Raw genomic sequence first — 23,863 nt, forward strand, 5'->3', positions numbered from 1 at the left:
ACTGACTGACATAGCAGCTTATGCTTGTACAAATTGCTCACGATCGCCTAACCAGCGTTCAATAATCGGGTCTACGCTAGCAGGGGCTTGTTGCATAACGTGAACAGCGAGTTTTTGTACATGAGGAATAAGTGCCTGATCTCGCATTAGATCGGCAATTTTCATATCGGCGATACCCGTTTGTTTTGTGCCTAGTACCTCACCCGGGCCACGGATCTCTAAATCTTGCTGCGCAATAACAAAGCCATCATTACTCTGTCTGAGCACTCCAATCCTTTTGGTTGCAGTAGCCGATAGCGGCGCCTTATAAAGCAACACGCAGTGGCTGGCAACGGCGCCACGGCCAACACGGCCTCTAAGCTGATGCAGCTGTGCTAAACCTAATCGTTCAGGGTTTTCAATAATCATCAAGCTGGCGTTAGGTACGTCAACACCAACCTCAATCACTGTTGTAGCCACTAATAAATTTAGCTCGCCGGCTTTAAAGTCAGCCATGATCTGCTGTTTCTCGGCAGGCTTCATACGACCATGAACTAAGCCAACCTTTAACTCGGGTAGGGCACGTTTAAGTTCTTCTGCTGTGTCTTCTGCCGCTTGGCATTCGAGCACTTCAGACTCTTCGATTAAGGTGCATACCCAGTAAGTTTGACGCTTGTCGTTAATGGCGGCTTGTCTGACTCGGTCTATCACTTCCTCTCGGCGTTGCTCAGAAATTGCGACGGTTGTAACCGGCGTTCTTCCCGGCGGCAGTTCATCGATAATCGAGGTGTCGAGGTCGGCATAGGCGGTCATGGCTAAAGTTCGCGGAATTGGGGTGGCGGTCATGATCAGCTGGTGCGGATGAAAGCCCTGACTAATGCCTTTTTCGCGCAAACCCAAACGTTGATGTACACCAAATCTATGTTGCTCATCGATAATAATCAGCGCCAGCTTATTGAACACCACTTGCTCTTGGAAAATAGCATGGGTACCAATGACGATGTGGGCATCGCCAGATTCAATATCAGCTAACGATTGCGCTCTGGCCTTACCTTTTAGTTTTCCCGCAAGCCAGCCAACTTTTAGGCCTAAAGGTTCAAACCAACTGGCAAAGTTTAGCGCGTGTTGTTCGGCTAATAGCTCCGTCGGTGCCATCATGGCCACTTGGTACCCGCTTTCTATCGCTTGCAATGCCGCTAAGGCTGCCACCAAGGTTTTACCCGAACCCACATCACCTTGAACGAGGCGCATCATAGGCTCATGCTTAGCTAAGTCTTGGGTTATATCTGCAACTACCCGCTGTTGTGCTCCAGTAGGCTTGAAGGGAAGCGAGGCTAAAAAAGGGTTAAGTAACTGACCTGTGGCATGCATGCTGACCGCTTTGTCACGGTTACTACGTTGACGCAGGCGTAGCATGCTCAAGTTATGGGCCAGCAATTCTTCTTGAATGAGGCGTTGCTGCGCCGGATGGGTGCCTTGTTCCAGCTCAAATAACGACACTTGATTATTAGGTCGATGCAGGATCTGTAATGCTTGCTTTAAATCCAAATTATTTGGCTGCAGGTGAGGCGGGAGTAGTTCTTGTAAGCCGCCATTATCCAGCATGGCAAGTGCTTGCTCAGTCAGCTTAATCCAACTTGCTTGTTTTAAGCCTTCAGTTGTGGGGTAAACCGGCGTCAGTGTATCGCTCAGCTGCAGGTCTTCACCGGGAGATATCACTTTATATTCAGGGTGAATAATCTCGACGCCATGCATACTACGGCGAATTTCGCCGTAAGCACGAATGGTCATGCCGATCTGTAGGCCGTTACGCTGCGCAACTGAGAAATTAAAAAAGCGTAGGGTTAAGCTGCCAGTATCATCGCGGACCGTACAGGTCAGCATGCGCTTACGGCCTTGAATAATTTGGCTTGATTGAATGACGGCTTCGATGGTGCCGTAACTGCCCGGGTAAAGCGAGGAAATGGGGTAGACTTGAGTGCGATCCTCATAGCGCAGCGGCAGATGAAACAACAGATCTTGCACTGTTGTTATGCTCAGCTTAGCTAATCTCTCGGCCATCTTTTTAGCGACGCCCTTAAGCTCTGTGATAGGAACAAGATCGAGTCTTTGCAAACGGTTAACACTCAAACACTGTAAATTTATACATATATTATCAGAGATATCGGTTTACGCAAATCTGCGCGTATGAGTGTCGCGATAACAGTGAAAATAACGCAAAAAAAAGCCTAACTTGCAGATTGCACGTTAGGCCTATTTATTTCAGCATTTGCTGGAAGGGCGAATTATATGGCTTGTAATACTATGTAGCCGATATAGGCGAAGTAACCAGCAATTAATAAGCCTGCTTCGCGGCGCCCAATACGTAAACCTGTGTAGGCAAATGGCAGTAATAGCACGGCTAAGGCAATCATAGCAGCCCAATCCAGGTTACTAATTTCACTGCCGATAATAGGGTGAATAAGCGCTGTCACACCTAGAATACCGAGTACGTTGAAGATATTAGAGCCAACAACATTACCAATGGCGATATCACTCTGGCCTTTAAGTGCTGCCACGATTGAGGTGACAAGCTCAGGCATACTGGTACCAATAGCAACGATAGTTAAGCCGATAATCACTTCGCTGATACCAAACGACTTAGCCATAGCCACCGCGCCATCAACGAATAAAATACCGCCGCCAACAAGCATGCTGATACCGATAACAATAAACAGTACTGACAACATTGGATTTTGCTTGGTATCTTCAACGTCATCAGCAGTTTGTTTTTCAGCCGTGAAATAGCTGAAAGTTAAATAAGCGACAAGTAACGCAAATAAAATTGCGCCGTCCCAGAAGCTTAAACCGCCATCGAGTAATAGGCTCCAAAATAATAGCGAGGCGCCAATCATGATAGGAATATCACGGCGCACCATTTGAGACTCAATCTTAATGGGACGAATAAGCGCTGTAATACCTAAAATAAGACCGATGTTAGCGATGTTTGAGCCAATGACATTACCCAATGCAATGCCACTGTTGCCCGCAATAGCTGACTTTACACTTACAGCGAGTTCAGGCGCACTAGTACCAAAAGCTACAATAGTGAGACCGATAATAAGTGGTGTAAGTCCTAATCTGAGTGCAATTTGGCTTGCACCTCGAACTAAGGCTTCAGCGCCTATTGTTAGAATTAAAAAGCCGCCGAGTATCGACAATAAAATAAACATGGTTAACTCTATAATTTGGGTTTCTTTGAAAGGATGGCAAGAATAGTTTCTTTCAAAAATTGCGCAATCAAAAACTGCTTCTTACTCATTAAATTTAGTTAATTGCTGATTGTTTGTCACAAAAACAAAACGACACACCTTAAAGTGTGTCGTTATGGGTTAATTTGACACCCTGAAAGATCTAGATTTCATCTTCCCAGCAGACTTTACCACCGCGTACACCATCTACTTTTTCACTAAATTTCTTTTCAAGTACATGGCGCTTTATTTTGAGTGTCGGTGTTAATACATCATTTTCAACATCCCAAGGTTCACTCACAATCACAATCGCATCAACAGTCTCATGTGATTCAAGATGGGGGTTAACAGAGTCGACGGTGGCTTTTAATGATGCTCTGACTTCTTCTCGAGGTTGCACATTGGCACCTTCTGAAAGTTGCACTAAAGCGACAGGATGAGGTAAGCCTGAGCCGATAACACAGATCATTTCAACATGTGGGTCTTGTGCCAGTTTGCGCTCGATAGGTACAGGCGCGACATATTTACCTTTCGAGGTTTTAAAGTTGTCTTTAACACGACCTGTAATGCTGACATTGCCTTCATCATCAATGGTGCACAAGTCACCAGTGTGGAAGAAACCATCTTCATCGAAGCAATTAGCGCTCTCTTCTTCCTGTTTATAATAGCCCTGCATTAGGCCAGGACTCTTAACTAGCAGTTCACCGACATCGGAACACTTGGCTTCACAACCTTCAACTGCGCGACCAACAGAGCCGATTTTACGGGCATCGAATGGGTAGTTAATAATGGAATAGGCGCAGTTTTCTGTCATGCCCCAGGCCTCGCTGATATTGAGGCCAATTTTGTGGTACCACTCAACAAGTGATGGTGGGATGGGGGCAGAGCCTGAGCCAAGTAAATGGCAATGCTCTAAACCTAATCCTTGATGGATTTTACGTTTAACGATGCTACTTAGGATGGGCACTTTAAGCAAAAAGTTAAGCTTACTGTAACCAATTTTGTCGATAATGTTCTTTTGAAATAGGCTCCACAGGCGCGGTACCGAGAAGAATACCGTTGGCCTGGCGCGTTGCACGTCGGCCACAAAGCTATCTAGGCTCTCGACAAAGGCAACGCTGCTGCCAGAATAAAAAGATGAGCCTTCAATGGCAACACGCTCGGTAATGTGCGCCAGTGGAAGATAAGATAGCAATCTATCTTCAACACCGGTTTTAAGATCGCGCACAACTGCGGTGCAGGTCCAGGTGTAGCTAGCGAAGTTTTGAATCGCACCTTTAGGCTTACCGGTTGAGCCAGAAGTGTAGATAATGGTCATCACTTGCTCGGCTGTAGGCAAAGGCGCATCAATTAATGGCTGACCTAAGGTAAGCATTTTATCCCAATGGTACTGCGAGGGCATGGTGTCGTACGGCATGGCAATACGCAGAATATCGCCACCAACGCCCGCTTCTTGGTCGGCCCAATAATCTAGCTTACCGATAAAAATTGCTTTGGCTTCACTGTGCTCAAGGGTGTAGCGAATAGTGTCGGCATTCGCCGTGGGGTAAATTGGTACACTGATATAGCCGCCGTGCATTAGGGCAAGATCGGTAATAAACCATTCGGCACAGTTTTTAGAGAGAACAGCGACTTTATCGCCTGGGTTTAGGCCTAAATGTCTAAGAGCACCGGCGATTTGCTGCATCTTGGTTTGCACATCGCGCCAGGTAAACGTCTTGTATTGACCGTCAATAGGCTGCTTTAGATAAACCTGGTCGCCTTGTTTTTCAACCCAATGTTCAAGCATCTCAATTGGGGTTTTCATAGAAGATTCCATCGCATTTCCATATTGATAATTGTTGATTCCAATTCAACCTGTTGCAGTGTTTTTTGTTTTAATCGTTCGTTTAACAGGCTGCTGCAATATTGAGTATGGCGAAAAATGTGATCTAAGACAAACTTTTTCAAACGGGTGTTACAATTTTGTTGTGGTGGGTTGAGAGTGTTATTTGTAGCGGGTGATTTGAACGTGCGGGGGATTGAGTTGTTAGGGATGCAAAATATCAGCACTTAATATTGATTGGTCTAAGTGCTGCTAATTTTGGTTGAGCCCGAGCTTTAACTTTAGCCTTATGCTTAGTTTTAGTCTGAAGGGGCGCGCATTTTTTGCCACCATTCCTCATCCGCGACAATCTGGCCATCTTCATCTATGGCAGGGTAAGGCAGTTTCTTACGGCGGCAGGCTTTGGCATAAATTGGGTGGCCTTCTTCAAATAGCTTTATTTGACAGTAAGCATCATCAAGTTTGCGTGTACCGTACATACCTGCAGCTGTGCGTTGACGCTGGGCTTCATACATAATAAGCGCTGCAGCTACTGACACATTGAGCGATTGCACCATGCCTATCATAGGGATAATGATATGTTGATCGGCGCTAGCGATGCCTTCAGGGCTCACGCCATCACGTTCATTACCCAAAATGATGGCGGTTGGGCGGGTATAATCAATGTCTCTAAAATCGACGGCCGTATCAGAAAAGGTGGTCGCCAGAATTTGCATCTCTTTACCACGAAAATCATCGACTGCTTGCGCCATACTTTGGTGCACTCGGGTCTTAACCCATTGTTGGCTACCCGATGCGGTATTGCCCGATACGCGCATTTCAAGTTCAGACCACACGGCATGCACTTCATGAATACCCGCAGCGTCTGCGGTACGCAAAACGGCGGCAATGTTATTGCCTTTGTGTACGGTGTCTAAGCATACGGTTAAATCAGGTTGGCGGTTATCAAGCATCTGGTTTATGCGGGCGAAACGTTCAGGACTCATGATGGGCTTCTGTAAAATGCTGTTGGCGATGATAGTTAGCGTTAAATCATAAAAGGGCGCCGTAGCGCCCATTTGGAAGAGTAATAGAAGATTAGATCTCCATGACTCCATCCATTTCAACAAGTGAATCTTTCGGTAATTGCTTAACACCGATTGCGGCACGTGCTGGGTAAGGTTGCTCAAAGTAGCGACCCATAATTTCGTTTACAGTGGCAAAGTTGCTCAAGTCTGTCATAAAGATATTTAGCTTCACGATATCATTGAGCGAACCACCGGCAGCCTCGCAAACAGCAATTAGGTTGTCAAATACTTGAACAACTTGCGCTTCAAACTCACTGCTAACAATTTGCATTGTCTCAGGATTTAGTGGGATCTGGCCTGATAAATAAACCGTGCTACCAACTTTAACTGCTTGAGAGTAAGTGCCAATTGCTTGAGGCGCTTTGTCGGTTGCTATGATGATCTTCTCTGCCATGATCTGTCCTTGTCTTTATTGAGTGCGATGCAGCGTTAATTAACGGTTTCGAGATGTACGTAATACTTCAGGAAGTACTCTAATTCTACGCATAACGTTAGCTAAATGAATACGGTCACGCACAGAAATACGTAAGTTGATGAGGAAAACACGCCCATCACGCTCTTCTGTGGTTAAGTGATGAATATTTGAGCCTTCGGCAGCAACAATCGAAGTGATCTTAGCTAACGCACCTTGGTGGTTAACGATTTCTACACGCAAGTTAGCCTGGTATTCAACACCATCGGCGCTATCCCACTGCACAGGAATGTACTTATCAGGTTCACCTTGATAACCACGAATGTTAGCGCAGCTTTCCATATGAACCACAAGGCCTTTGCCTGGGCTCACGTGGGCAATAACCGCATCACCCGGAATGGGGCGACAACAATTTGCAAACGTGACCAACATGCCATCAGCACCACGAATAGGCATGGTGTGAGCTTCTTTTTGCTCTTCGGTATCAACTCGGTCGCCGCGAAGACGCTGAGCGATAACAATGCTCATGGCATTACCTAACCCAATATCGGCTAGCAATGCATCGAGTGTGTCATGCTTGGTATCTTTAACGACTTTTTCAATTTGCTCTGCTGATAAGCTATCGAGCTTAGTTTCACCTAGCGCATGATTGAGTAAGCGCTTGCCCAGTAAAATAGCATCGTCTTCTTTTAAGCTTTTCAGTAATTGACGGATTTTAGCGCGTGCTTTACCGGTAACCACAAAGTTAAGCCAGGCCGCATTCGGGCGTGCGCCGTTAGCGGTAATTATTTCAACAGTTTGACCGGAGATAAGTGGCTGACTTAATGGGTAAGCCTGGCGGTTTACTTTAGCACCGACACAGGTATTACCTACGTCAGTGTGAACTTCGTAAGCAAAATCGACCGGTGTTGCGCCCACTGGAAGCTCTAAAATACGGCCTTCAGGGGTAAAGACATAAATCTCTTCAGGAAAGAGTTCTGTTTTAAAGTTCTCAACAAATTCAAACGAGGTGCTGGCGCTTTGCTGCAGTTCTAGCAAGCTTTGCATCCACTTACGGGCACGCACTTGAGTGGTCGTGCCTTGCTCTGCTGAACTGCCTTTCTTATACAGCCAGTGAGCCGCGACCCCTTTATCAGCCATTTGGTCCATATCTTCGGTACGAATTTGGATCTCAACTGGCACGCCGTGAGGACCAAAAAGTGAAGTATGTAGCGACTGATAGCCGTTAGCTTTAGGGATAGCGATATAATCTTTGAAGCGACCAGGATGCGGCTTATAAAGGCCGTGCATGGCACCCATCACGCGATAACACGTATCGATTGAGTCTACGATGACTCTAAAGGCATAGATATCCATGACTTCTTGGAATTGCAGCTCTTTATTGCTCATCTTGTTATAGATGGAATAAAGATTTTTTTCGCGACCTTTTACCGCACCTTCAAGACCTGTGTCTTCGAGGCGAGTTTCGATTGCAGCTTCGATACTTTGAATAAGCTCTTTACGGTTACCGCGAGCGGCTTTCACCACCTCTTTGAGTACACGATATCGCATTGGATAGTAGGCTTGGAAACCTAAATCTTCTAACTCACTCTTAATATTATGAATACCAAGACGGTTAGCGATAGGAGCGTAAATTTCGAGAGTTTCTCGGGCAATGCGACGGCGCTTATCAGGCCGTAGTGCACCTAAGGTGCGCATATTGTGGGTTCTATCGGCAAGCTTGATTAAGATGACTCGAATATCTTGGGTCATCGCCATCATCATTTTGCGGAAGTTTTCAGCCTGGGCTTCTTTCTTATCGCGAAACTTTAGCTTATCTAGCTTAGAGACGCCTTCAACCAATTCGGCAATCGACTCACTGAATAGTTCAGCCAGTTCTTCTTTGGTTACCGGGGTGTCTTCGATAGTGTCGTGCAAGAGGGCAGCCATAAGCGTCTCATGATCGAGACGCATATCGGCCAGGATGCGGGCAACCGCAACCGGGTGGGTAATATAAGGTTCGCCACTCGTGCGCATCTGACCTTCATGGGCATCACGCGCCACCTGATAGGCCTGCTTGAGTAATTCTACCTGCTCAGGTTCTAAATAACCTGACGCAGACTCCTTGAGACCTTCAAACAGATACAAGTGACTCTACTCCTTATATGACGTTGTTGCGGCCTTCAGCGATGGCAGCAACAGCAGCAATTTCAGCTGCTTCACGTTCACGAACTGTTTGGCGCTCATCGGCATCCAAAGTATCAGCTGTGACTAAACCTAGCTCGATTTCGCGCAGGGCGATAACCGTTGGCTTGTCGTTCTCTTCATCAACCATAGGGTCTTTACCCTGCACAGCGATTTGGCGAGCACGACGCGCTGCAACCAGAATCATATCAAAACGGTTGCCGATTTGGTTTACGGCATCTTCTACAGTTACGCGAGCCATGTTTGGAAACTCCAGTGTTTAATCGATTGAAAAAATGACGCAAAATTGTACATGATGACAGTTAGTCTGCCAACAGATCTTTAATCATACCATTTTGCGTATGAATTTGGCTAGCAGAGGTTAGTCTTTGACTGCGAATGATCGCTAAAAGATCGGCCAATGCTTTGTCGAAATCGTCATTGACTAAAACGAAGTCGTATTCATTGTAGTGTGACATCTCGGAAACTGCTTGTGCCATACGGCCTGCAATCACTTCTTCACTGTCTTGTCCACGGCCAGTTAGGCGACGCTCTAGCTCAGTTTTTGACGGTGGTAGAATAAAAATACCAATAGATTCAGGCATCAGTTGTTTAACTTGCTGAGCCCCCTGCCAGTCGATATCGAGAAATACATCAATACCTTGCGCGAGTGTCTGCTCAATCGTGACACGAGAGGTGCCATAATAGTTGCCGAACACTTCAGCCCACTCAAAAAAAGCGCCATCGGCAATTAAGCCCTTGAACTCATCTTGATTGACGAAATGATAGTGCTGACCGTTCTCTTCACCAGGACGAGGTTGTCTTGTGGTGTGCGAAACTGAAACTTGCATATCTACAGGCTGGTCTCGTAACAGGGCTGAAATAAGCGATGATTTACCTGCGCCGCTTGGCGCCGAGACGATAAATAGGTTTCCGCGAGCGGTCATGAGCTGCATATCCGATGTTGGCACTATTGGAGCTAGGTTAGCCCAAATAGGTCGAGTAAAAGATTAAGCGAGCCATTATACAGCCTAGGGTGATATTTACGCTAGTCGCAGATGCATGAATTAGTATGGTAATTGATATTCTGCTCATGGTGAGTTGACGGCTTTATTATTGGCTCAAATTGACAATATTGCCCGAAAACACTGACATTGAGAGCTAAATTGGGTAGGCTACTTCATTACGTTTTATGCTTTCGCCTGGGCATAGAAATAGGGTGTGCTGTAACTACATAAATTGTGGAGCAGCCGAATTAAAGAATATTGTTAAGGTCGGTACCAATATGCAGTTTAAGTCGTTTTTTTGTGTCAATGGTTTAGATAATGGTCAGCGTTTTGCTGCAATTAGTGGTCTGATTTACTTCATTTTATTGCTAGCGGTTGTGGTTTTTAGTCCTTCGCTGGCTTTGTACTTTGTCGGGCTATTACTTACGCCGGTATTAGCATTTACGAGCATACGTAGATTACGAGACTGCGCTAAGCCACAACAGTTTACGCTGTTAACGTTAGTGCCGTTTTGGCTTGTGTTGCTCACCTTGGTGCATATTCACAGCATGATGCTATTGCTGTCGCTACTAGTTGCAGCAGGCCTTGCTATTGGTTATTTAGCGGTATTACCTGCCGTTTCAAGAGTCGATTATGTGCAAGGCTATTCGGGGCCTGTGGATATGACGAGCAACAAAAGCTCAGCCCGAATGGCAGGTAGCCGCGTTCGAGTTGAGCCCACTCTAGGTGGCGCTGAGACAGCAGAGGCGATAGCGGTTAGTCATACCGAGGAGGTATATCCCCGCGCTGAAGTGCAGCAAGGCCCAGAAACTGTCAGAGACGATGTGCAGCGTTCTCGCAGAAGTAAAAAGCAAGCAACGTTTAATTTGGCGCAGCTGCAAGGCCTATTGCAAACCAATAAAAAGTTAGTCTTTATTGCTGCAGGCTCTGTAGTGGGGCTGATGCTAATAGTGAGCCTAGTGTCACTCATTCCTGTATCAGAGGCTGACAGTGAAAGTGCTAGCGATAGCAGCTCGCAAGTGGTTGATGACACGGCTGGGCTCGCGCCAGTTAATCGTATTTCGACATCGATGCCAGATGGATTTAGCTTAGCGCTCGAAGAGGATGTATTGATTATACGCTGGCTGGGTGAAACGGGGGCTGCGAGTAACTTGTGGTCTCTAGCTACTGCTAAAGGTGATAAAACATGTTCACGACTGCGTTTTAATAATGGTACCGAATATAGGCCATTAGTTGTCGATTTACTGGCAGATACTGGCACTGAAGCACGATTTTCGCCACTTGATACCGAAGCGATTATTGTTGATATGGCAAGGCGCGGTAATGTCAGCCTGTGTGGTTATAACTTTAGTTTAAAGGGCAGCCAAGCAGCATTGGGCAAGGTCGCCGCTTTCCGTACTTATTTATAACTCTTATTATAAGCTTGGATCTGCATAGGTATTTAAGGCAATAGCGCTGGAAATTAAGCTATAGACTCATTAAACTGCTCCGCCTTATCACACGGCGGCACTTTAATCGTTTGAGAGCGCTGTTGTTTAAGTGTCATTGTTTGAGAGAGTGACATTGTTTAAGAGAGTGACATTGTTTAAGAGAGTGACATTGTTTGAGAGAGAGAAATGGGTAATAACAAGCAGGATTTAACCTTAGTGATCCTTGCCGCAGGGTTAGGCAGCCGCTTTGGTGGTGACAAGCAGTTAGCGCAGCTTGGACCAAAGGGTGAAACCATGTTGGAGCTATCGTTACTAAGCGCCTATAAAGCAGGCTTCACTCGTGCGGTATTGGTGATCCGTCCAGAGTTAGCCAGCATGCTAGATCAAGCCTTAGCGGGTAAGTTGAGTGATGATTTTACCTGCCAATACTGCGTTCAGTCGTTAGACGATTTACCTGTACAGGCACGTGAGTTTGCCGATGTTGCAAAGCGCCAGAAGCCTTGGGGTACAGCGCATGCGCTCTGGAGTGCAAGGAACCATGTCCATGGACCTATGGCTGTGATCAATGCTGATGATTTTTATGGCGACAGCGCTTTTAGCCTGCTTGCAGAAGGTTTATCCACTGTTAATGATGACTGGATGATGGTCGCTTACCCAATCGGCTTAACCCTCTCTGACAATGGCGGCGTTAACCGAGGTTTATGCCAGGTTGAGGCGGGTAAGCTTGTCGATGTGGCCGAATGGCTTGATATTCGCTGTGATACAGCGGGTTTAACTGGTACGTTAGACGGGCAACGTAAGACACTTGACGATGATGCCGTGGTTTCGATGACCTGCTGGGGCTTTAAGCCTGATATCTTTGATGTTATTGAGCAGCAGTTTAGCGCCTTTATTAAAGAGAATGGCCATCAGCCAAAAACGGAATGTTATCTTCCAACAGTGGTACAAGCACGTTTAGACCAGCAGCAAAACGGTGTGTCTAATCGGGTAGTTAATGTCCGTGTCGCTAAGGAATCTTGGTACGGGGTGACTTACCCTGAAGACGTGCAATGGGTAAGGCAGAAATTACAGCAAACTCTTTGCTCAAATTAGTTCTAAGCGCATTTAAGTAATCAATTTGCACGGAAAGTCTGGAGAAAAGCCCAGATAGCAAAAGAGATCTAAAAGAATAACTGGAGTGTTGGGTGATCGATTTTATAAGACAAAATATTTTGTCCCATTTTGGCATTGATGCAGAAAGTGCCAAAGTGTCTCCATTGGGGAATGGCCATATTAACCATACTTTTTTGGTGCGTGGCGTTGATAGCGAATTTGTACTGCAAAAAATTAATACCGAAGTCTTCAAAACGCCGTCTGCATTGGTGAACAATGCGGCTAAAATTAGTCAGCACTTAAAAATGAAAGTGGCTGCGGGTGAGTACCAATTAAAAGTGGTGTCACCTGAGCTAACTGCCAGCGATGAGCTTTGTGTCGATCTCGGTGAGCAAGGTTTCTGGCGTGCTATTAATTATCTACCATTTAGCCACAGCATCGATGTGGTTGGTAGCAGTGCGGATGCAGAAATGGCGGCTAAGGCATTTGGCCATTTCTCTAGTGCATTAACAGAACTTGATGCAGAGCAGATAGAAGATGTTATTGCTAATTTTCATCACCTGCCTGGGCGAATTGAATTACTCAAGCAGGCGATTAGCGCTGACAGTCATGGCCGGGTAAGTGAGTGTCAAACCTGGATTGATTTCGTATTGTCGCAGCAAGATCTGCTACACGAACTGGCACAAGTTGAAGCAACGCTTCCTCGTCGTATTTGCCATAACGACACCAAAATCAACAATATGCTGTTTGATAAGCGTGACATGAAAAGCCTTGCCATTATTGATTTAGATACCTGTATGAAAGGCTATCTGATGTATGACTTTGGCGACATGGTGCGTACTTTCTGTAGTCCTGAAGAGGAAGATTCTACCGCGCTTGATAAAGTGCAGGTGAGGGAGTCTATCTTCGGAGCTATCTGTAAAGGCTATTTAAGTGAGCTAGGTGACGTACTTTCAGATGATGAACGCAAGAGCCTATGGCTAGGCGCTAGAGTGATGTGCTTGATGATCGGCGTGAGATTCTTAACCGATCATTTAAACGGTGATGTCTATTTTCAAATTCATCATCCAGGCCATAACGTAGAACGCGCAGCCAATCAGTTTACCTTGTACCAAAGCTTATTGAGCCAGCAAGACACGTTAAGCGCTTATCTTAATTAAGCCTTTTTAGTCGCGACAGCGTGATGTTCAATGCTAGCGGTTAGGCATAGTAGTCGTTAGGAATAATAGTCGTTAGGAATAAGCCGAGTAGTTTGACCGATAGGTTGATACTGACTCGGCTTATTTATTTGTTGCACAGTAAAGTCATGTCTCAATGTTGGCTTGAGCAGATCATCAAACATCTCCACCTGCTGGTTCGCAGGATTTAACCACGCATCGAGCACCTCATCATTTTGCGGCAAAATCATCGGGCTAGCCTTGCTATGAAACGGCATAAGATCAGGATGGGGCGGATTGGTAATGATGGAGCATGATGTGGTTATTTCCCCTGTTTTAGGATGTTGCCACTCGCGAAACAAGCCACCAAATGCCATCGCCGAATTCTCGGCAATAAAGTCATGATAGTAAGTCTCTTTACCCCTTTTATCGTTTTCACCAAAACCGCTAGCGACAATCACACAGCGACTCTCTCTAAATGCGTTAAAGCCTGCGCTGTTGGGTGTATTTAACTTATCAAATCGAGTATTAAAAGAAGTGTAACGGCTGGGTTTAAAGCCCTCATAACAAGTTTCAAGCAGTAACCACCAAGTGGCGGTCTGTAAGCGGCGCTCGCCATCAATTTCACGCACGATACTAATGTCGTTGGTGGGTATCTTGAAGCGCCCAAACAGCATCTCCTCAGCGTTCTTTACCTGCAAGTCTTGCATCAGCGCTTGTACAAACATGTCATCAATAATATTGAGCCGACCACACATTAAGCTATCCAAAAATCTAATGTATCTAGGCTAGAGTATGTCTCTTGCTGATAAAAAACACTAGCAAAGCTACCAGATTAGCTAGCAACAAAGTGTGTAGTGGTAAGTGAGGTTATTAATGACTAAGGGGCATAAAAAAATGCCAGTAAGCTGTCACTTACTGGCATTGTTGTTTAGCGGATAAAGTTAACGCTATTAGTTCACGCGATACTAATTTACGCGATGCTAATTTGCGCGGTACTTGGCAATCAACTCTTCATCTAGCTCGATACCTAAACCAGGTGCATCAGATACAGCTACATAGCCGTTGTCGAACTGTAGCTGGTTTTTCACTAAGCTAGTGAATAGTGGGCTGCTGCTTTGAGAGAACTCCATCAAGGTGCCTTGCTCACAAGCGGCTAAGAAGTGCACTGAAGCATGCAACAAAATGCCGGTGCTGAAGCCATGCGGGATCAGCTGAGTACCGTTCATCTGCGCGATGTCGTAAATCTTCTTCATTTCAGTGATACCACCACAACGGGTGATGTCTGGCTGAACGATATCGGCGTTAGACTTAGTGATGAACTCTTGGAACTCATAACGCGTCGTTAAAGACTCACCGCCAGCAATCTTTTGTGACACTTGGCGAGACAGCTTTTCATAGCTGATAAGACTATCTGCCAAAACCGGCTCTTCAATCCAGTTCAGGTTAAACTCTTCAAGACGTTTCGCCATCATGGCTGAATGACCACAAGTGTGCCACTTAGACGCTAAGTCAATCTGTACTTCCATCTCTGGACCTGCTGCTTCGCGCACTGCTTTAACAATCGCGTAGTCAGTGTCTGGGTCATCGCCCATCACGCCGCCGCCAAACTTAATGCTAGTAAAGCCCTGGTCTTTCAAGCCCTGCACAATCGCCACGTTGTCTTCAGGCTTATCAGCCGGGATGAAGGTACCGTAGCAACGGATCTTCTCGCGGTATTTACCCCCTAGAAGCGTGTGTACTGGTACGCCGTAGAACTGACCAGCGATATCCCATAACGCGATGTCGATAGCACTGATCGCATGGATGCCAGCGCCGCGACGACCCATGTAGTTAGAACCCCAGTACATCTTGTTCCACAGACGCTCAATTTCTAGCGCGTTTTCACCGATCAACAGACGCTTTAGGCCGTTACAGTAGAAGTTAGTTTGTGGCGCTTCGATACAAGCTTGAACCACTAGTGGACTAGAGTCAGCTTCACCAATACCCACGATACCTTTATCTGTGTGCACTTTAACAATGACGGCGTCTTCGCCCCATTCACACTCGGCATCCATCGAAGGTACGCGTAGGTGGATGACTTCAATATCGGTAATTTTCAACATGATTTATTTCTCTGCAACGTCATCAAACTTGTGGTTTGACAGGAATTTCTTTAGGCCAAACATACACAGCATCAGTACGATTACAAATGGTGCCGCAGTTAGGGTTACCGCTGTTTTCAATGTATCCAGTGAAGCATTGATATACAGCATTGCTAGTGGTAATAGACTTAGCATCACACACCAGAACACGCGTAGACCACGAGTTGGATCTTGACCTTGCTTTAGGTTCTTGGTGCTTACTGCAGCTACGGTGAACGCGGTAGCATCTAAGTGAGAAGCTAGGAACAACATCATTAGCACGAAGTAGAATACTGACAAGATGGTACCAAATGGCAGGTTAGCAATTAGCTGAGCCACTGCGATGTCGCCATTAGCGCTGTTTAGTAGAGCGGGTGCATTCACTATGCCATCTACCATTGCATCAACTGAGTAGCCAGTTAGCGCGCCGAAGAAGAACCAACAACCACCACAACCACCCGCCATTAGACCTAAAACAACCTGGCGAATCGTACGACCTTTAGAGATACGGGTAACGAAAATTGCTACCGCTGGCGTGTAAGTGAACCAGTATAACCAGTAGAACACTGTCCAATCTTTGTTGAAGGTGCCGCCATTTGTCGCATCAGTAAATAGGCTCATCTCAACAAAGTTAGTTAGTGTCAGACCTAGCGAGTTAACAAAGAAATCAACGATAAAGCCTGTGTCGCCCAGTACTAGTACTATCACAGCAAACACAAAGCACATACCACAAGCAGCATGAGCGATTTTTTGTAGACCTTCAGCAATACCGATGTAAGAGCTTAGGGTAAAGGTCAGGGTGATCAGTGCCAGTAAAATAGCCTTGATCGCAAAGGTATTTTCCATGCCAAACAGCTCAGAGAAGCCGGTTGAAACCGTATTTACCGTCACTGTTGTCGTTAAGATTAGGCCGCCAAACGTCGCGAATAAGAAGATCAGATCCAGAGAACGTCCCATTACACGGCTAGCTGTGCTGTCTTCTTTCATGCCTAGAATAGACACCATAAGCGATGACAGGTTTAGGCCTTTAGCGCGGTTAACGTGGAAATGGTACGCCATAGTGATAGACGCTAGGCCATAGATAGCCCAAGGCGTAATACCCCAGTGGAACATCACGTAAGACAAGCTAGTACGCAGCGCTTCGTTGCTCTGGCCTTCAATGTTCAGACCAATACCGTTGTAGTAGTAAGCCCATTCCATGAACGCCCAGTACATGGTCGCTGAACCTAAACCGGCACAGATAAACATGAATAACCAGCTCATGTTGCTGTATTCAGGCTCGCCTTCGCCCAGTTTAATGGTGCCGTAGCGGCTTACCGCGATGTACAGCATGGTACACACAGCAGCAAAGGCAAACAGCTGGATGAAAGAACCAAAGGTATTGGTTAATGCAGCAAAAGCCGATTTACCAGCAGCTTGTACTTGATCTGGGTTAAAGATCAGCATCATGACGACAGCAAATACAACAGCCAAACTCACTGAGATCAGTAGTTTGTCGTTTTGAACTTTATCATTTTGAACGGGGGATTGCTGAGTAACAGTTTCATCTGTCACTGGTGCCGTTGTTAAATCAGTCACGACTACATCCTTACAAAAGTAATAGTGCGATTTACGTTATAAGGTAAACCGCACAGGGAATTTTTATTCGGGCGGATTTTGAGCGAAGAAGGCGCTGAGTGACAACAATAAAAGCTTATTCAGTCATTACAAAATGTAATAGTGGGAGGTGGCTCACCAAGGGCGTTTTAATACTGTGATTGCTGAATCATTCGATAAATGTAGTTATATTTGGGGTGAGGTTGAGCTTGTGTGAGTACTGTTACTATCTTGTGTTGCTTAGCGTCCCTTAGTGTCGGCGGTATCGCCTTTTTAAAGCAGATAACCACATTTGCGGGTGGCGACATACACTGACTACTTGTAGGTAAAATGACTAATTACGTTTTGTTATTAGCAAAAGAGATATCTCTTAAAGTGGATGCTGCATCACATTTCATATAACTGGCCGCTATTTTAGGGCTCAATATCGATATTTGTGGATTGATAAATAGCAAAAAACAATTAGATTGTAGGATTGTCCGACAATCTAACGCTAAACAGAATGAAAAAAGCCATTCAGCTCGACCCAAGCGACAACGTCGCCACGCTACTCGTAGATGCCACTAAAGGCGATGAGATAGCCATTATCTCAACCAATAACCAAGTCATAGATGTTGTGACCTGCCTGCAAGCCATTACCTTTGGTAATAAAGTGGCGTTAACCGATATTGCCAACCTGCAGCTTATTACTAAAGCGAGTTACCCCGTTGGCGTAGCCATTATGGGCATACCTCGTGGTCAATTGGCACATGTGCAAAATGTGCGTAGCCAACGTCTAGACATTCCCGACAACATTATTCAAGAAATCATTAAACAGATGGGGATTGAGCAAGCATGATGAGCACATTTATGGGTTTTGGCCGCAGCGATGGCAGCGTGGGTATTCGTAATCATGTACTGATTATGGCAGTTGATGAATGTTGTGACGGCATCGCGCGCGCGATTGCTGACAGTATTGATAACGGCATTGTGGTCACCAATTACAACACCTGTATGTATGGTGGTAACGAAGAGATGATCAATACCATGATACATACGGGCAATAACCCGAATGTGGCCGGTGTTCTGGTACTCGCGATGGGTTGTGGCAGTATCGATCCTGAAATCGTTGCCGCGCCTATTCGCGCTAGCGGCCGCCCTGCGTTTTCATTAGTGTGCATCAAGCAACAAGGTACACGATCAACCATTACTCAAGGTAAAGCCTTAGCACAAGAGTTACAGCAAGCTGCTAATGCAGCGCCGCGAGTCGAAACGCCGATATCAGAGCTAGTTATCGGGGTTAAATGTGGTGGTTCAGATACCAGTTCAGGTATTGCCTCTAATCCAAGTGTTGGCCGTGCGGTAGACACCTTAGTTGATATCGGTGCAACCGCCATTGCCGGTGAATTGATTGAATTAGTTGGTTGTGAAGCGATTCTACGTCAGCGCGCAGTATCGCCAGAGGTAGCCGATAAACTAGAGCGCCTTATTCAGCAAGAAGAAGCGCGTTGGCATGTAGATGGCGCAGAAGTGGAAACCATGAGTATTGGTAACAGTGTGGGCGGCTTAACCACACTAGAAGAAAAGTCTTTTGGTGCGCTGAGTAAAACCGGTACACGCCCAATCCAAGATGTATTGCAGATTAATCACCTCGTACATGAAAAACCCACCACGCCAGGTTTTTATCTATCGGAAGCCACGCACCTATGTGGCAGCGCGGGAATGCACTTTGCGGCACTGGGCGCGCATCTGATTTTATGGACAACCGGCGGTGCAGGCTTTAATAATCCTATCGTGCCAGTGATCCGTGTGAGCGGTAACCAATATTTGCTAAATGAAGATATAGATATTGACGCATCTGGTATCATGCGCGCCGAAGAAGGTGTAGAAAGTGTTGCTGAGCGCATCGTTGCCAAAGTTGGCACTGTCGCTCAAGGCCAGCAGACCAATATTGAAGAGATTGGTTATAGCTATTGTAGCCTGTACCAGAAAGACCAACGTTTAGAGACGGTGTTGCGCTTTAAGCCAGGCTGCTAAGCTTTTTCAAAGCATAAGTCGCTAATCAAGCAACGCCCTTATACTCATGTTTGTATAGGGGCATACTATCGCAGGATGTTATGAATACAACTCAAGCTAGTTCAAGTGCCCGTTTACCGCAGTTATCTTGGTTTATGGCATTTAAAGCGGTGGCAGATAAACAAAGCTTTACCGAGGCTAGCCGTGAGCTATGCCTGACTCAGTCAGCCATTAGCCAGCAAGTTGCCAAGCTTGAAGCGGTGCTGCGTACAAAGCTGTTTTATCGCGGCGGCAGACAAGTGCAGTTAACCGAAGATGGTCAGCGATTACTGTTACAGGTCAATCAGCCGATCCAGGAGTTAATGGGCGTAGTTGATGGCTTTCATAATAATGCTGAGCATTACACTTTACATATTGAGATGGAACCGGTTTTTAGTCGACAGGTTGTCAGCAAATTATTACCTAAGTTTTTAGCTCAGTACCCTACGTTATTGGTCGGGCAGATGCTGACGACTAATCATTTTGATTTTTTACCGCAAACTGAATTGGCGATAAAGTGGGGCGATGGTGACTGGGAAGGCTTTGATTCGCAGTTTTTGTGTAGTCTTGATTATGTACCCGTTTGCTCGCCTGAATACCTCAAGCGTAAACCTTTGACGGTGCCTGCAGACTTAGCTGATGCCAACATTATCCATGACCGCGATAACTTCGATTGGAAGTACTGGCTAAATTATTATCCAGTCGCTCGACTAGAGCTACAAAAGTGCCATTATGCCAGTGAAAGCCAGGTAGTAATGTCGCTAGCAATGAGTGGCTTAGGTGTAGCCGTTTGTGCCTATCAGCAGATCCAAGAGGAGTTAGCTGATGGTCGCTTAGTGATGCCATTTCCAGAGCTAAAAGTGCGTCATCAGCGCGCTTACTATATTTTAACCCGCAAGAATAAGTCGTTATCGCCACAAGCTCATAGTTTTATGCAGTTTGTCCGAGAAGCCATGCTGAACTAACAGTATCTTGTGTTTGGGCCGCAACGGGTTATAGTCAGTGGCCTATTTTTTTTCCACTACTATCAAAAGCATTAACTATTTGAGCCAGCAGTAAGCGCTATGAAAATCATTAAAGAAAGTTTGGAGTCTCAAGCCACCCGTTATTTGCGCACGCATATATTGGAAGGCCATATCAAGTTAGGCGAAAAGCTGGTGGAAAGCGCATTAGCCAAGCAGCTAGAGTTATCGCGTAGCACAGTGCGTATGGCGCTGAACTCGTTAGTCAATGAAGGCTTAGTCATTCAAAAGCCTTACTCAGGCTGGCAAGTGGTTGAGATAAACCAGCAAGACTTATGGGAGCTGTATCATTTACGTGTCGCACTAGAAGGCGAAGCCGCGGCTATGGCCGCTAAGTGGGCCTGCGCCGATGATAAAGCGCGTTTAGCGGATTTTTTTCAAGATTACCAACTGCTGTGTTTACAAAATAGTGACGATACCCGTCGAATCAGCGAGATGGACTGGCAATTACATCTACTGATCATCGAGATCTGCGGCAGTGAGCGAATGCTCAATCAATACAAGCAGATCTTATACCCACTGCAGGCGTATATTGCCATCACCCACCAAGATTATGACCTGTCTGACAGCGCCTCAAGTCATCAGGCATTGGTACAAGCCATCTGCGCAGGCGACGCCGAAACTGCAGCCGAGCAAGCCAGAGCTAATATCACGCCAATGTTTCGTGATGTTGATGTGCTCGAAACAAAATAGTCAGATAAGTTACTGTCCTTACTTGTTTAGTGGACAAGGTATAGAGTGGCAATACTTATTAACTTAGGATAATGGTATAAAAGTTTAAAATGGCGTAGAGGGCTTAGCATGAAACCGGGTAGAAACGATCCTTGCCCCTGCGGTAGCGGGAAAAAATACAAGGGTTGCTGTATGGACAGTGCTTCAAAACGGCATGCAGAAGTGTTTGATGACATTGCACAAACCGCAGCAATGAACCTGAACCTTACCCTTGATGAACTTAACTTAGTTACGCAGCAGCGCATGCATGAGCGTAATAATCGCTCCGAAACTGATTTTTGTGGCCTTACACCTAACCAAATGTCTAACTGGTTATATGCCCCTTTTAATGAGTTAACTGGGGTAACATTCAGTACACCAGATAACATATTAAGCAGCCCGGTAATGCGCTATTTGGAATTGACTCTAGATGAAGCCATACAGAATAACGGTTCATTTAAAGCGACCAGTAAGGGCAACCTACCAACAAAGATAGTCAAGCAAGCCAGTGAGTTGTTGCCTGAGTTTGCAGTCTCTCAACATCAAAAATATACCAGTATCAGTGAATTTGCTGGTAGCAATGAAGACAAATTTAACACCTTGCACTACGCCCGAATTTTGGCGGAAATAGCGGGTATTATTTATCTTCGAAGTGGTCGCTTCCATGTAAAGAAGTCAGCGCAGAAGTTGTATCAATCTCATGGGATTAACGTCTTTTTCTTACCTATGCTCGAAGCCGCAATCTCCAAATATAATTGGGGCTACCTAGATAGTTGGGAGCTAGATATAGATCTACGAACTTTCTGGTTGTTTATGCTTTGGCGTCTGCAAAAGCATGGCAGCATTGACCAGCTGATTGAGGAGGTAGAAACTGCATTTCCAGATATCCTGCTTCAGTTACAATCGGAAGAGCATTTCTCGCCAATAAAGTTACTTAGCATGTTGATTGAATCACGCTTTATTAATCGATTTTTACAATTTTGGGGATTTGTGACGTTTGAGCCTAAGCTAGTTTCTATCAGCGAGTTAACGTCTAGGAAAGTTGATATTCAACCGCTGCTGATACAAACCTTTAAATTCAGTATTAACAACCCATAAAGGTTTATAAGCTTTGGTAAACATCATCATCTACCAACCTTATGTTATGCCTGCGGCATAGATAGGGTCCTAAAAATTAGCTTTGAATCGATTGATGATTTAAGTAGGAAATGCAGAAAAGTGAAACTAAGGTTTCACTTATTGCGCTTTTATGGTGCTTTAGTTTCACATCTATGTGTTGTTAGAATCCCTTCGATGGAATCAGACTTTAAATACGGCTCTTTACTTTAGCTTTGATGTGAAACTATAATTTCACTAATTAAGGTTAAGTGAAAGGGTATTTTCATTTTTAATAATATAAATGCTCCAGTTAAACGTGGGGCGGTCATCTTCCCCAAAAATCAGAAAATCCTAAATGCACTGGGTGAGAATATCACGCTGGCTATGAAGCGCCGCGGAATAACTCAAGACATGATGCATAAGAGAACAGGGTTATCTAAGCCTACTCTGAGAAGGATAGTGAAAGGTGACTCATCTGTGTCTATTGGCCACTACGTAAATGTTTTGGCTGTTTTAGGCTTGCTGGGTGACCTTGCTAAAGTGGCGCTTGATGATGAACTTGGCAGAAAGCTTCAAGATATAGAGCTATTGAAGAAGAACCGTTAAAGGGGCCACAATTGGAAATCTACGTTTATGCTGATTGGACTGACTTAGGAAAACCTGTGTTAGTCGGTAAGTTGAGATCATCAGAAATCAGAGCTAAAGAGCACTTTAGTTTTAATTACGATGAAGATTGGTTAGCTTCTAAGTACGTAAGACAAATAGATCCAGCTCTACAGTTATATGTCGGTGATCAGCATGCCGAAGATGATAGAAATTTCAAAGTCTTCCTTGATTCATGCCCAGATCGCTGGGGAAGGTTATTGATGCAGCGTAGAGAAGCTGTGATTGCTCGCCAAGAAAAACGTCGAGTACGTAGATTATTTGAAACTGATTATCTACTCGGTGTACATGACTCCTTTCGTATGGGCGCTCTACGTTTTAGTATTTCTGAAGAGGGGCCTTTTCTTGATAATAATGAGGATTTGGCAGCTCCAGCGATAACGTCACTAGCTGAGTTGCAGCAAGCAACACTAGGTATTGAGGATAAACCCGACTTTGATAACCCTGACTACCTAAAATGGTTAAATATGCTTATCTCTCCTGGATCTTCACTAGGAGGTGCTCGCCCTAAAGCATCAGTAAGAGAGATAGATAAAACGTTGTGGTTAGCAAAATTCCCCAGCCGTTATGATGATTATGATATTGGACTATGGGAATTTATTGTTTACCAGATGGCGCTTGAAGCTGGTATCAATATGACTGAATCAAAGGTTGAACTCATAGGGGAACATCATATATTTCTGACTAAAAGGTTTGATCGTGATGAGGCGGGGGGAAGACTCCACTTCACTTCGGCTATGACGCAATTGGAGTATTTTGATGGCCATGATGATGGCGCAAGTTATCTAGAGTTAGCAGAGTTTTTAATTCAGAATGGCTCAAACACACAAGAAGACTTAGAGCAGCTTTGGACACGTATATTGTTCAATGTAATGGTATCCAACAGTGACGACCATTTAAGGAATCACGGCTTTATTCTTGATGTAACAGGATGGCGTCTATCACCTGCGTATGACATCAACCCTACGCCCAATGCTACCGGGTTGCATCTGAATATTGATGATATGAGTAACGCTCTAGATATTGAACTTGTATTTGAAGTGACAGAATACTTTCATGTAGATGCTAAGAAAGCTAAAGACATTTATGAAAGAATGATTGCAGTGGTATCAGGATGGGAAGAGTTAGCAAAAAAAGCAGGCATCTCCAAAGGGGAAAGGGACTTACTAAGGGATTGCTTTTTTGCAGCGTAAAAACAAAACAGGCCCATATGACGTTTATGTCATATGGGCCTGTTTGCTAACTAGTCGATGA

21 protein-coding genes are annotated in these 23,863 nt (G+C 45.2%); 10 read left to right on the forward strand and 11 right to left on the reverse strand.

The features are described 5' to 3' along the window. Window positions 1–18 precede the first annotated feature (18 nt). The 8 genes from recG to gmk form a co-directional block, all read right to left on the reverse strand. The gene (gene recG / locus ACVBJC_RS01390) at window positions 19–2,094 is read right to left on the reverse strand and encodes an ATP-dependent DNA helicase RecG (protein WP_447161777.1); all 2,076 of its coding nucleotides are present in this window, start codon (window positions 2,092–2,094) and stop codon (window positions 19–21) included. Window positions 2,095–2,264: 170 nt separating this feature from the next. Further along, the gene (locus tag ACVBJC_RS01395) at window positions 2,265–3,191 is read right to left on the reverse strand and encodes a calcium/sodium antiporter (RefSeq protein ID WP_447161776.1); all 927 of its coding nucleotides are present in this window, start codon (window positions 3,189–3,191) and stop codon (window positions 2,265–2,267) included. A 181-nt stretch (window positions 3,192–3,372) separates the two neighbouring features. Further along, window positions 3,373–5,028: an AMP-binding protein gene (locus tag ACVBJC_RS01400; protein WP_447161775.1), complete on the reverse strand. Its 1,656-nt coding sequence runs from the start codon at window positions 5,026–5,028 to the stop codon at window positions 3,373–3,375. 305 nt (window positions 5,029–5,333) lie between these two features. After that, window positions 5,334–6,020 (reverse strand): tRNA (guanosine(18)-2'-O)-methyltransferase TrmH, encoded by a 687-nt coding sequence (trmH, locus tag ACVBJC_RS01405; protein ID WP_447161774.1) that lies wholly within the window; start codon window positions 6,018–6,020, stop codon window positions 5,334–5,336. A 91-nt stretch (window positions 6,021–6,111) separates the two neighbouring features. Continuing rightward, window positions 6,112–6,495 carry a RidA family protein gene (locus ACVBJC_RS01410; protein ID WP_447161773.1) on the reverse strand — a complete coding sequence of 128 codons (384 nt, stop codon included), beginning with the start codon at window positions 6,493–6,495 and terminating at the stop codon, window positions 6,112–6,114. 39 nt (window positions 6,496–6,534) lie between these two features. After that, a complete protein-coding gene (gene spoT / locus ACVBJC_RS01415; protein ID WP_447161772.1) occupies window positions 6,535–8,640 on the reverse strand; it encodes a bifunctional GTP diphosphokinase/guanosine-3',5'-bis pyrophosphate 3'-pyrophosphohydrolase in 2,106 nt (701 codons plus the stop codon). Window positions 8,641–8,653: 13 nt separating this feature from the next. Further along, window positions 8,654–8,938 (reverse strand): DNA-directed RNA polymerase subunit omega, encoded by a 285-nt coding sequence (gene rpoZ / locus ACVBJC_RS01420; RefSeq protein WP_447161771.1) that lies wholly within the window; start codon window positions 8,936–8,938, stop codon window positions 8,654–8,656. Window positions 8,939–8,999: 61 nt separating this feature from the next. After that, complete coding sequence (gmk, locus tag ACVBJC_RS01425) at window positions 9,000–9,623, reverse strand: guanylate kinase (protein ID WP_447161770.1); 624 nt, start codon at window positions 9,621–9,623, stop codon at window positions 9,000–9,002. Between the two features lie 338 nt (window positions 9,624–9,961). Between gmk and ACVBJC_RS01430 the strand changes: the two genes are divergently transcribed. The 3 genes from ACVBJC_RS01430 to ACVBJC_RS01440 all read left to right on the forward strand — a co-directional run bounded on the left by ACVBJC_RS01430 (window position 9,962) and on the right by ACVBJC_RS01440 (window position 13,365). Then, the gene (locus ACVBJC_RS01430; protein ID WP_447161769.1) at window positions 9,962–11,092 is read left to right on the forward strand and encodes a DUF805 domain-containing protein; all 1,131 of its coding nucleotides are present in this window, start codon (window positions 9,962–9,964) and stop codon (window positions 11,090–11,092) included. A 207-nt stretch (window positions 11,093–11,299) separates the two neighbouring features. Beyond that, window positions 11,300–12,205 (forward strand): NTP transferase domain-containing protein, encoded by a 906-nt coding sequence (locus tag ACVBJC_RS01435; RefSeq protein ID WP_447161768.1) that lies wholly within the window; start codon window positions 11,300–11,302, stop codon window positions 12,203–12,205. Between the two features lie 92 nt (window positions 12,206–12,297). Next, window positions 12,298–13,365: a phosphotransferase enzyme family protein gene (locus ACVBJC_RS01440; RefSeq protein ID WP_447161767.1), complete on the forward strand. Its 1,068-nt coding sequence runs from the start codon at window positions 12,298–12,300 to the stop codon at window positions 13,363–13,365. A gap of 56 nt (window positions 13,366–13,421) precedes the next feature. Here ACVBJC_RS01440 and ACVBJC_RS01445 read toward each other — a convergent pair whose 3' ends face one another. The 3 genes from ACVBJC_RS01445 to ACVBJC_RS01455 form a co-directional block, all read right to left on the reverse strand. Further along, window positions 13,422–14,120, reverse strand: coding sequence for an SOS response-associated peptidase family protein (locus ACVBJC_RS01445; protein WP_447161766.1), 699 nt, complete (start codon window positions 14,118–14,120; stop codon window positions 13,422–13,424). 225 nt (window positions 14,121–14,345) lie between these two features. Further along, window positions 14,346–15,467 carry a mandelate racemase/muconate lactonizing enzyme family protein gene (locus ACVBJC_RS01450; protein ID WP_447161765.1) on the reverse strand — a complete coding sequence of 374 codons (1,122 nt, stop codon included), beginning with the start codon at window positions 15,465–15,467 and terminating at the stop codon, window positions 14,346–14,348. Between the two features lie 3 nt (window positions 15,468–15,470). Then, window positions 15,471–17,063: a BCCT family transporter gene (locus ACVBJC_RS01455; protein WP_447161764.1), complete on the reverse strand. Its 1,593-nt coding sequence runs from the start codon at window positions 17,061–17,063 to the stop codon at window positions 15,471–15,473. Window positions 17,064–17,583: 520 nt separating this feature from the next. Here ACVBJC_RS01455 and ACVBJC_RS01460 point away from each other — a divergent pair. From ACVBJC_RS01460 to ACVBJC_RS01490, 7 genes are all read left to right on the forward strand, one after another. Then, complete coding sequence (locus ACVBJC_RS01460; protein WP_447161763.1) at window positions 17,584–17,919, forward strand: carbohydrate kinase; 336 nt, start codon at window positions 17,584–17,586, stop codon at window positions 17,917–17,919. Further along, on the forward strand, window positions 17,919–19,097 hold the full coding sequence (locus ACVBJC_RS01465; protein WP_447170564.1) for a UxaA family hydrolase: 1,179 nt from the start codon (window positions 17,919–17,921) through the stop codon (window positions 19,095–19,097). The genes ACVBJC_RS01460 and ACVBJC_RS01465 overlap by 1 nt, the downstream gene beginning before the upstream one ends. Window positions 19,098–19,177: 80 nt before the next feature. Then, entirely contained in the window at window positions 19,178–20,080 is a 903-nt protein-coding gene (locus ACVBJC_RS01470) for a LysR substrate-binding domain-containing protein (protein WP_447161761.1), read from the forward strand. A 99-nt stretch (window positions 20,081–20,179) separates the two neighbouring features. Then, on the forward strand, window positions 20,180–20,830 hold the full coding sequence (locus tag ACVBJC_RS01475; RefSeq protein ID WP_447161760.1) for a GntR family transcriptional regulator: 651 nt from the start codon (window positions 20,180–20,182) through the stop codon (window positions 20,828–20,830). A 108-nt stretch (window positions 20,831–20,938) separates the two neighbouring features. Beyond that, the gene (locus ACVBJC_RS01480) at window positions 20,939–21,946 is read left to right on the forward strand and encodes a YecA family protein (RefSeq protein WP_447161759.1); all 1,008 of its coding nucleotides are present in this window, start codon (window positions 20,939–20,941) and stop codon (window positions 21,944–21,946) included. A gap of 384 nt (window positions 21,947–22,330) precedes the next feature. Further along, window positions 22,331–22,552, forward strand: a complete 222-nt coding sequence (locus ACVBJC_RS01485; RefSeq protein WP_447161758.1) for a helix-turn-helix domain-containing protein — start codon at window positions 22,331–22,333, stop codon at window positions 22,550–22,552. 11 nt (window positions 22,553–22,563) lie between these two features. Continuing rightward, entirely contained in the window at window positions 22,564–23,802 is a 1,239-nt protein-coding gene (locus tag ACVBJC_RS01490; protein WP_447161757.1) for a type II toxin-antitoxin system HipA family toxin, read from the forward strand. Window positions 23,803–23,863: the final 61 nt, after the last annotated feature.

This window comes from Shewanella sp. 0m-6 (assembly GCF_052977325.1).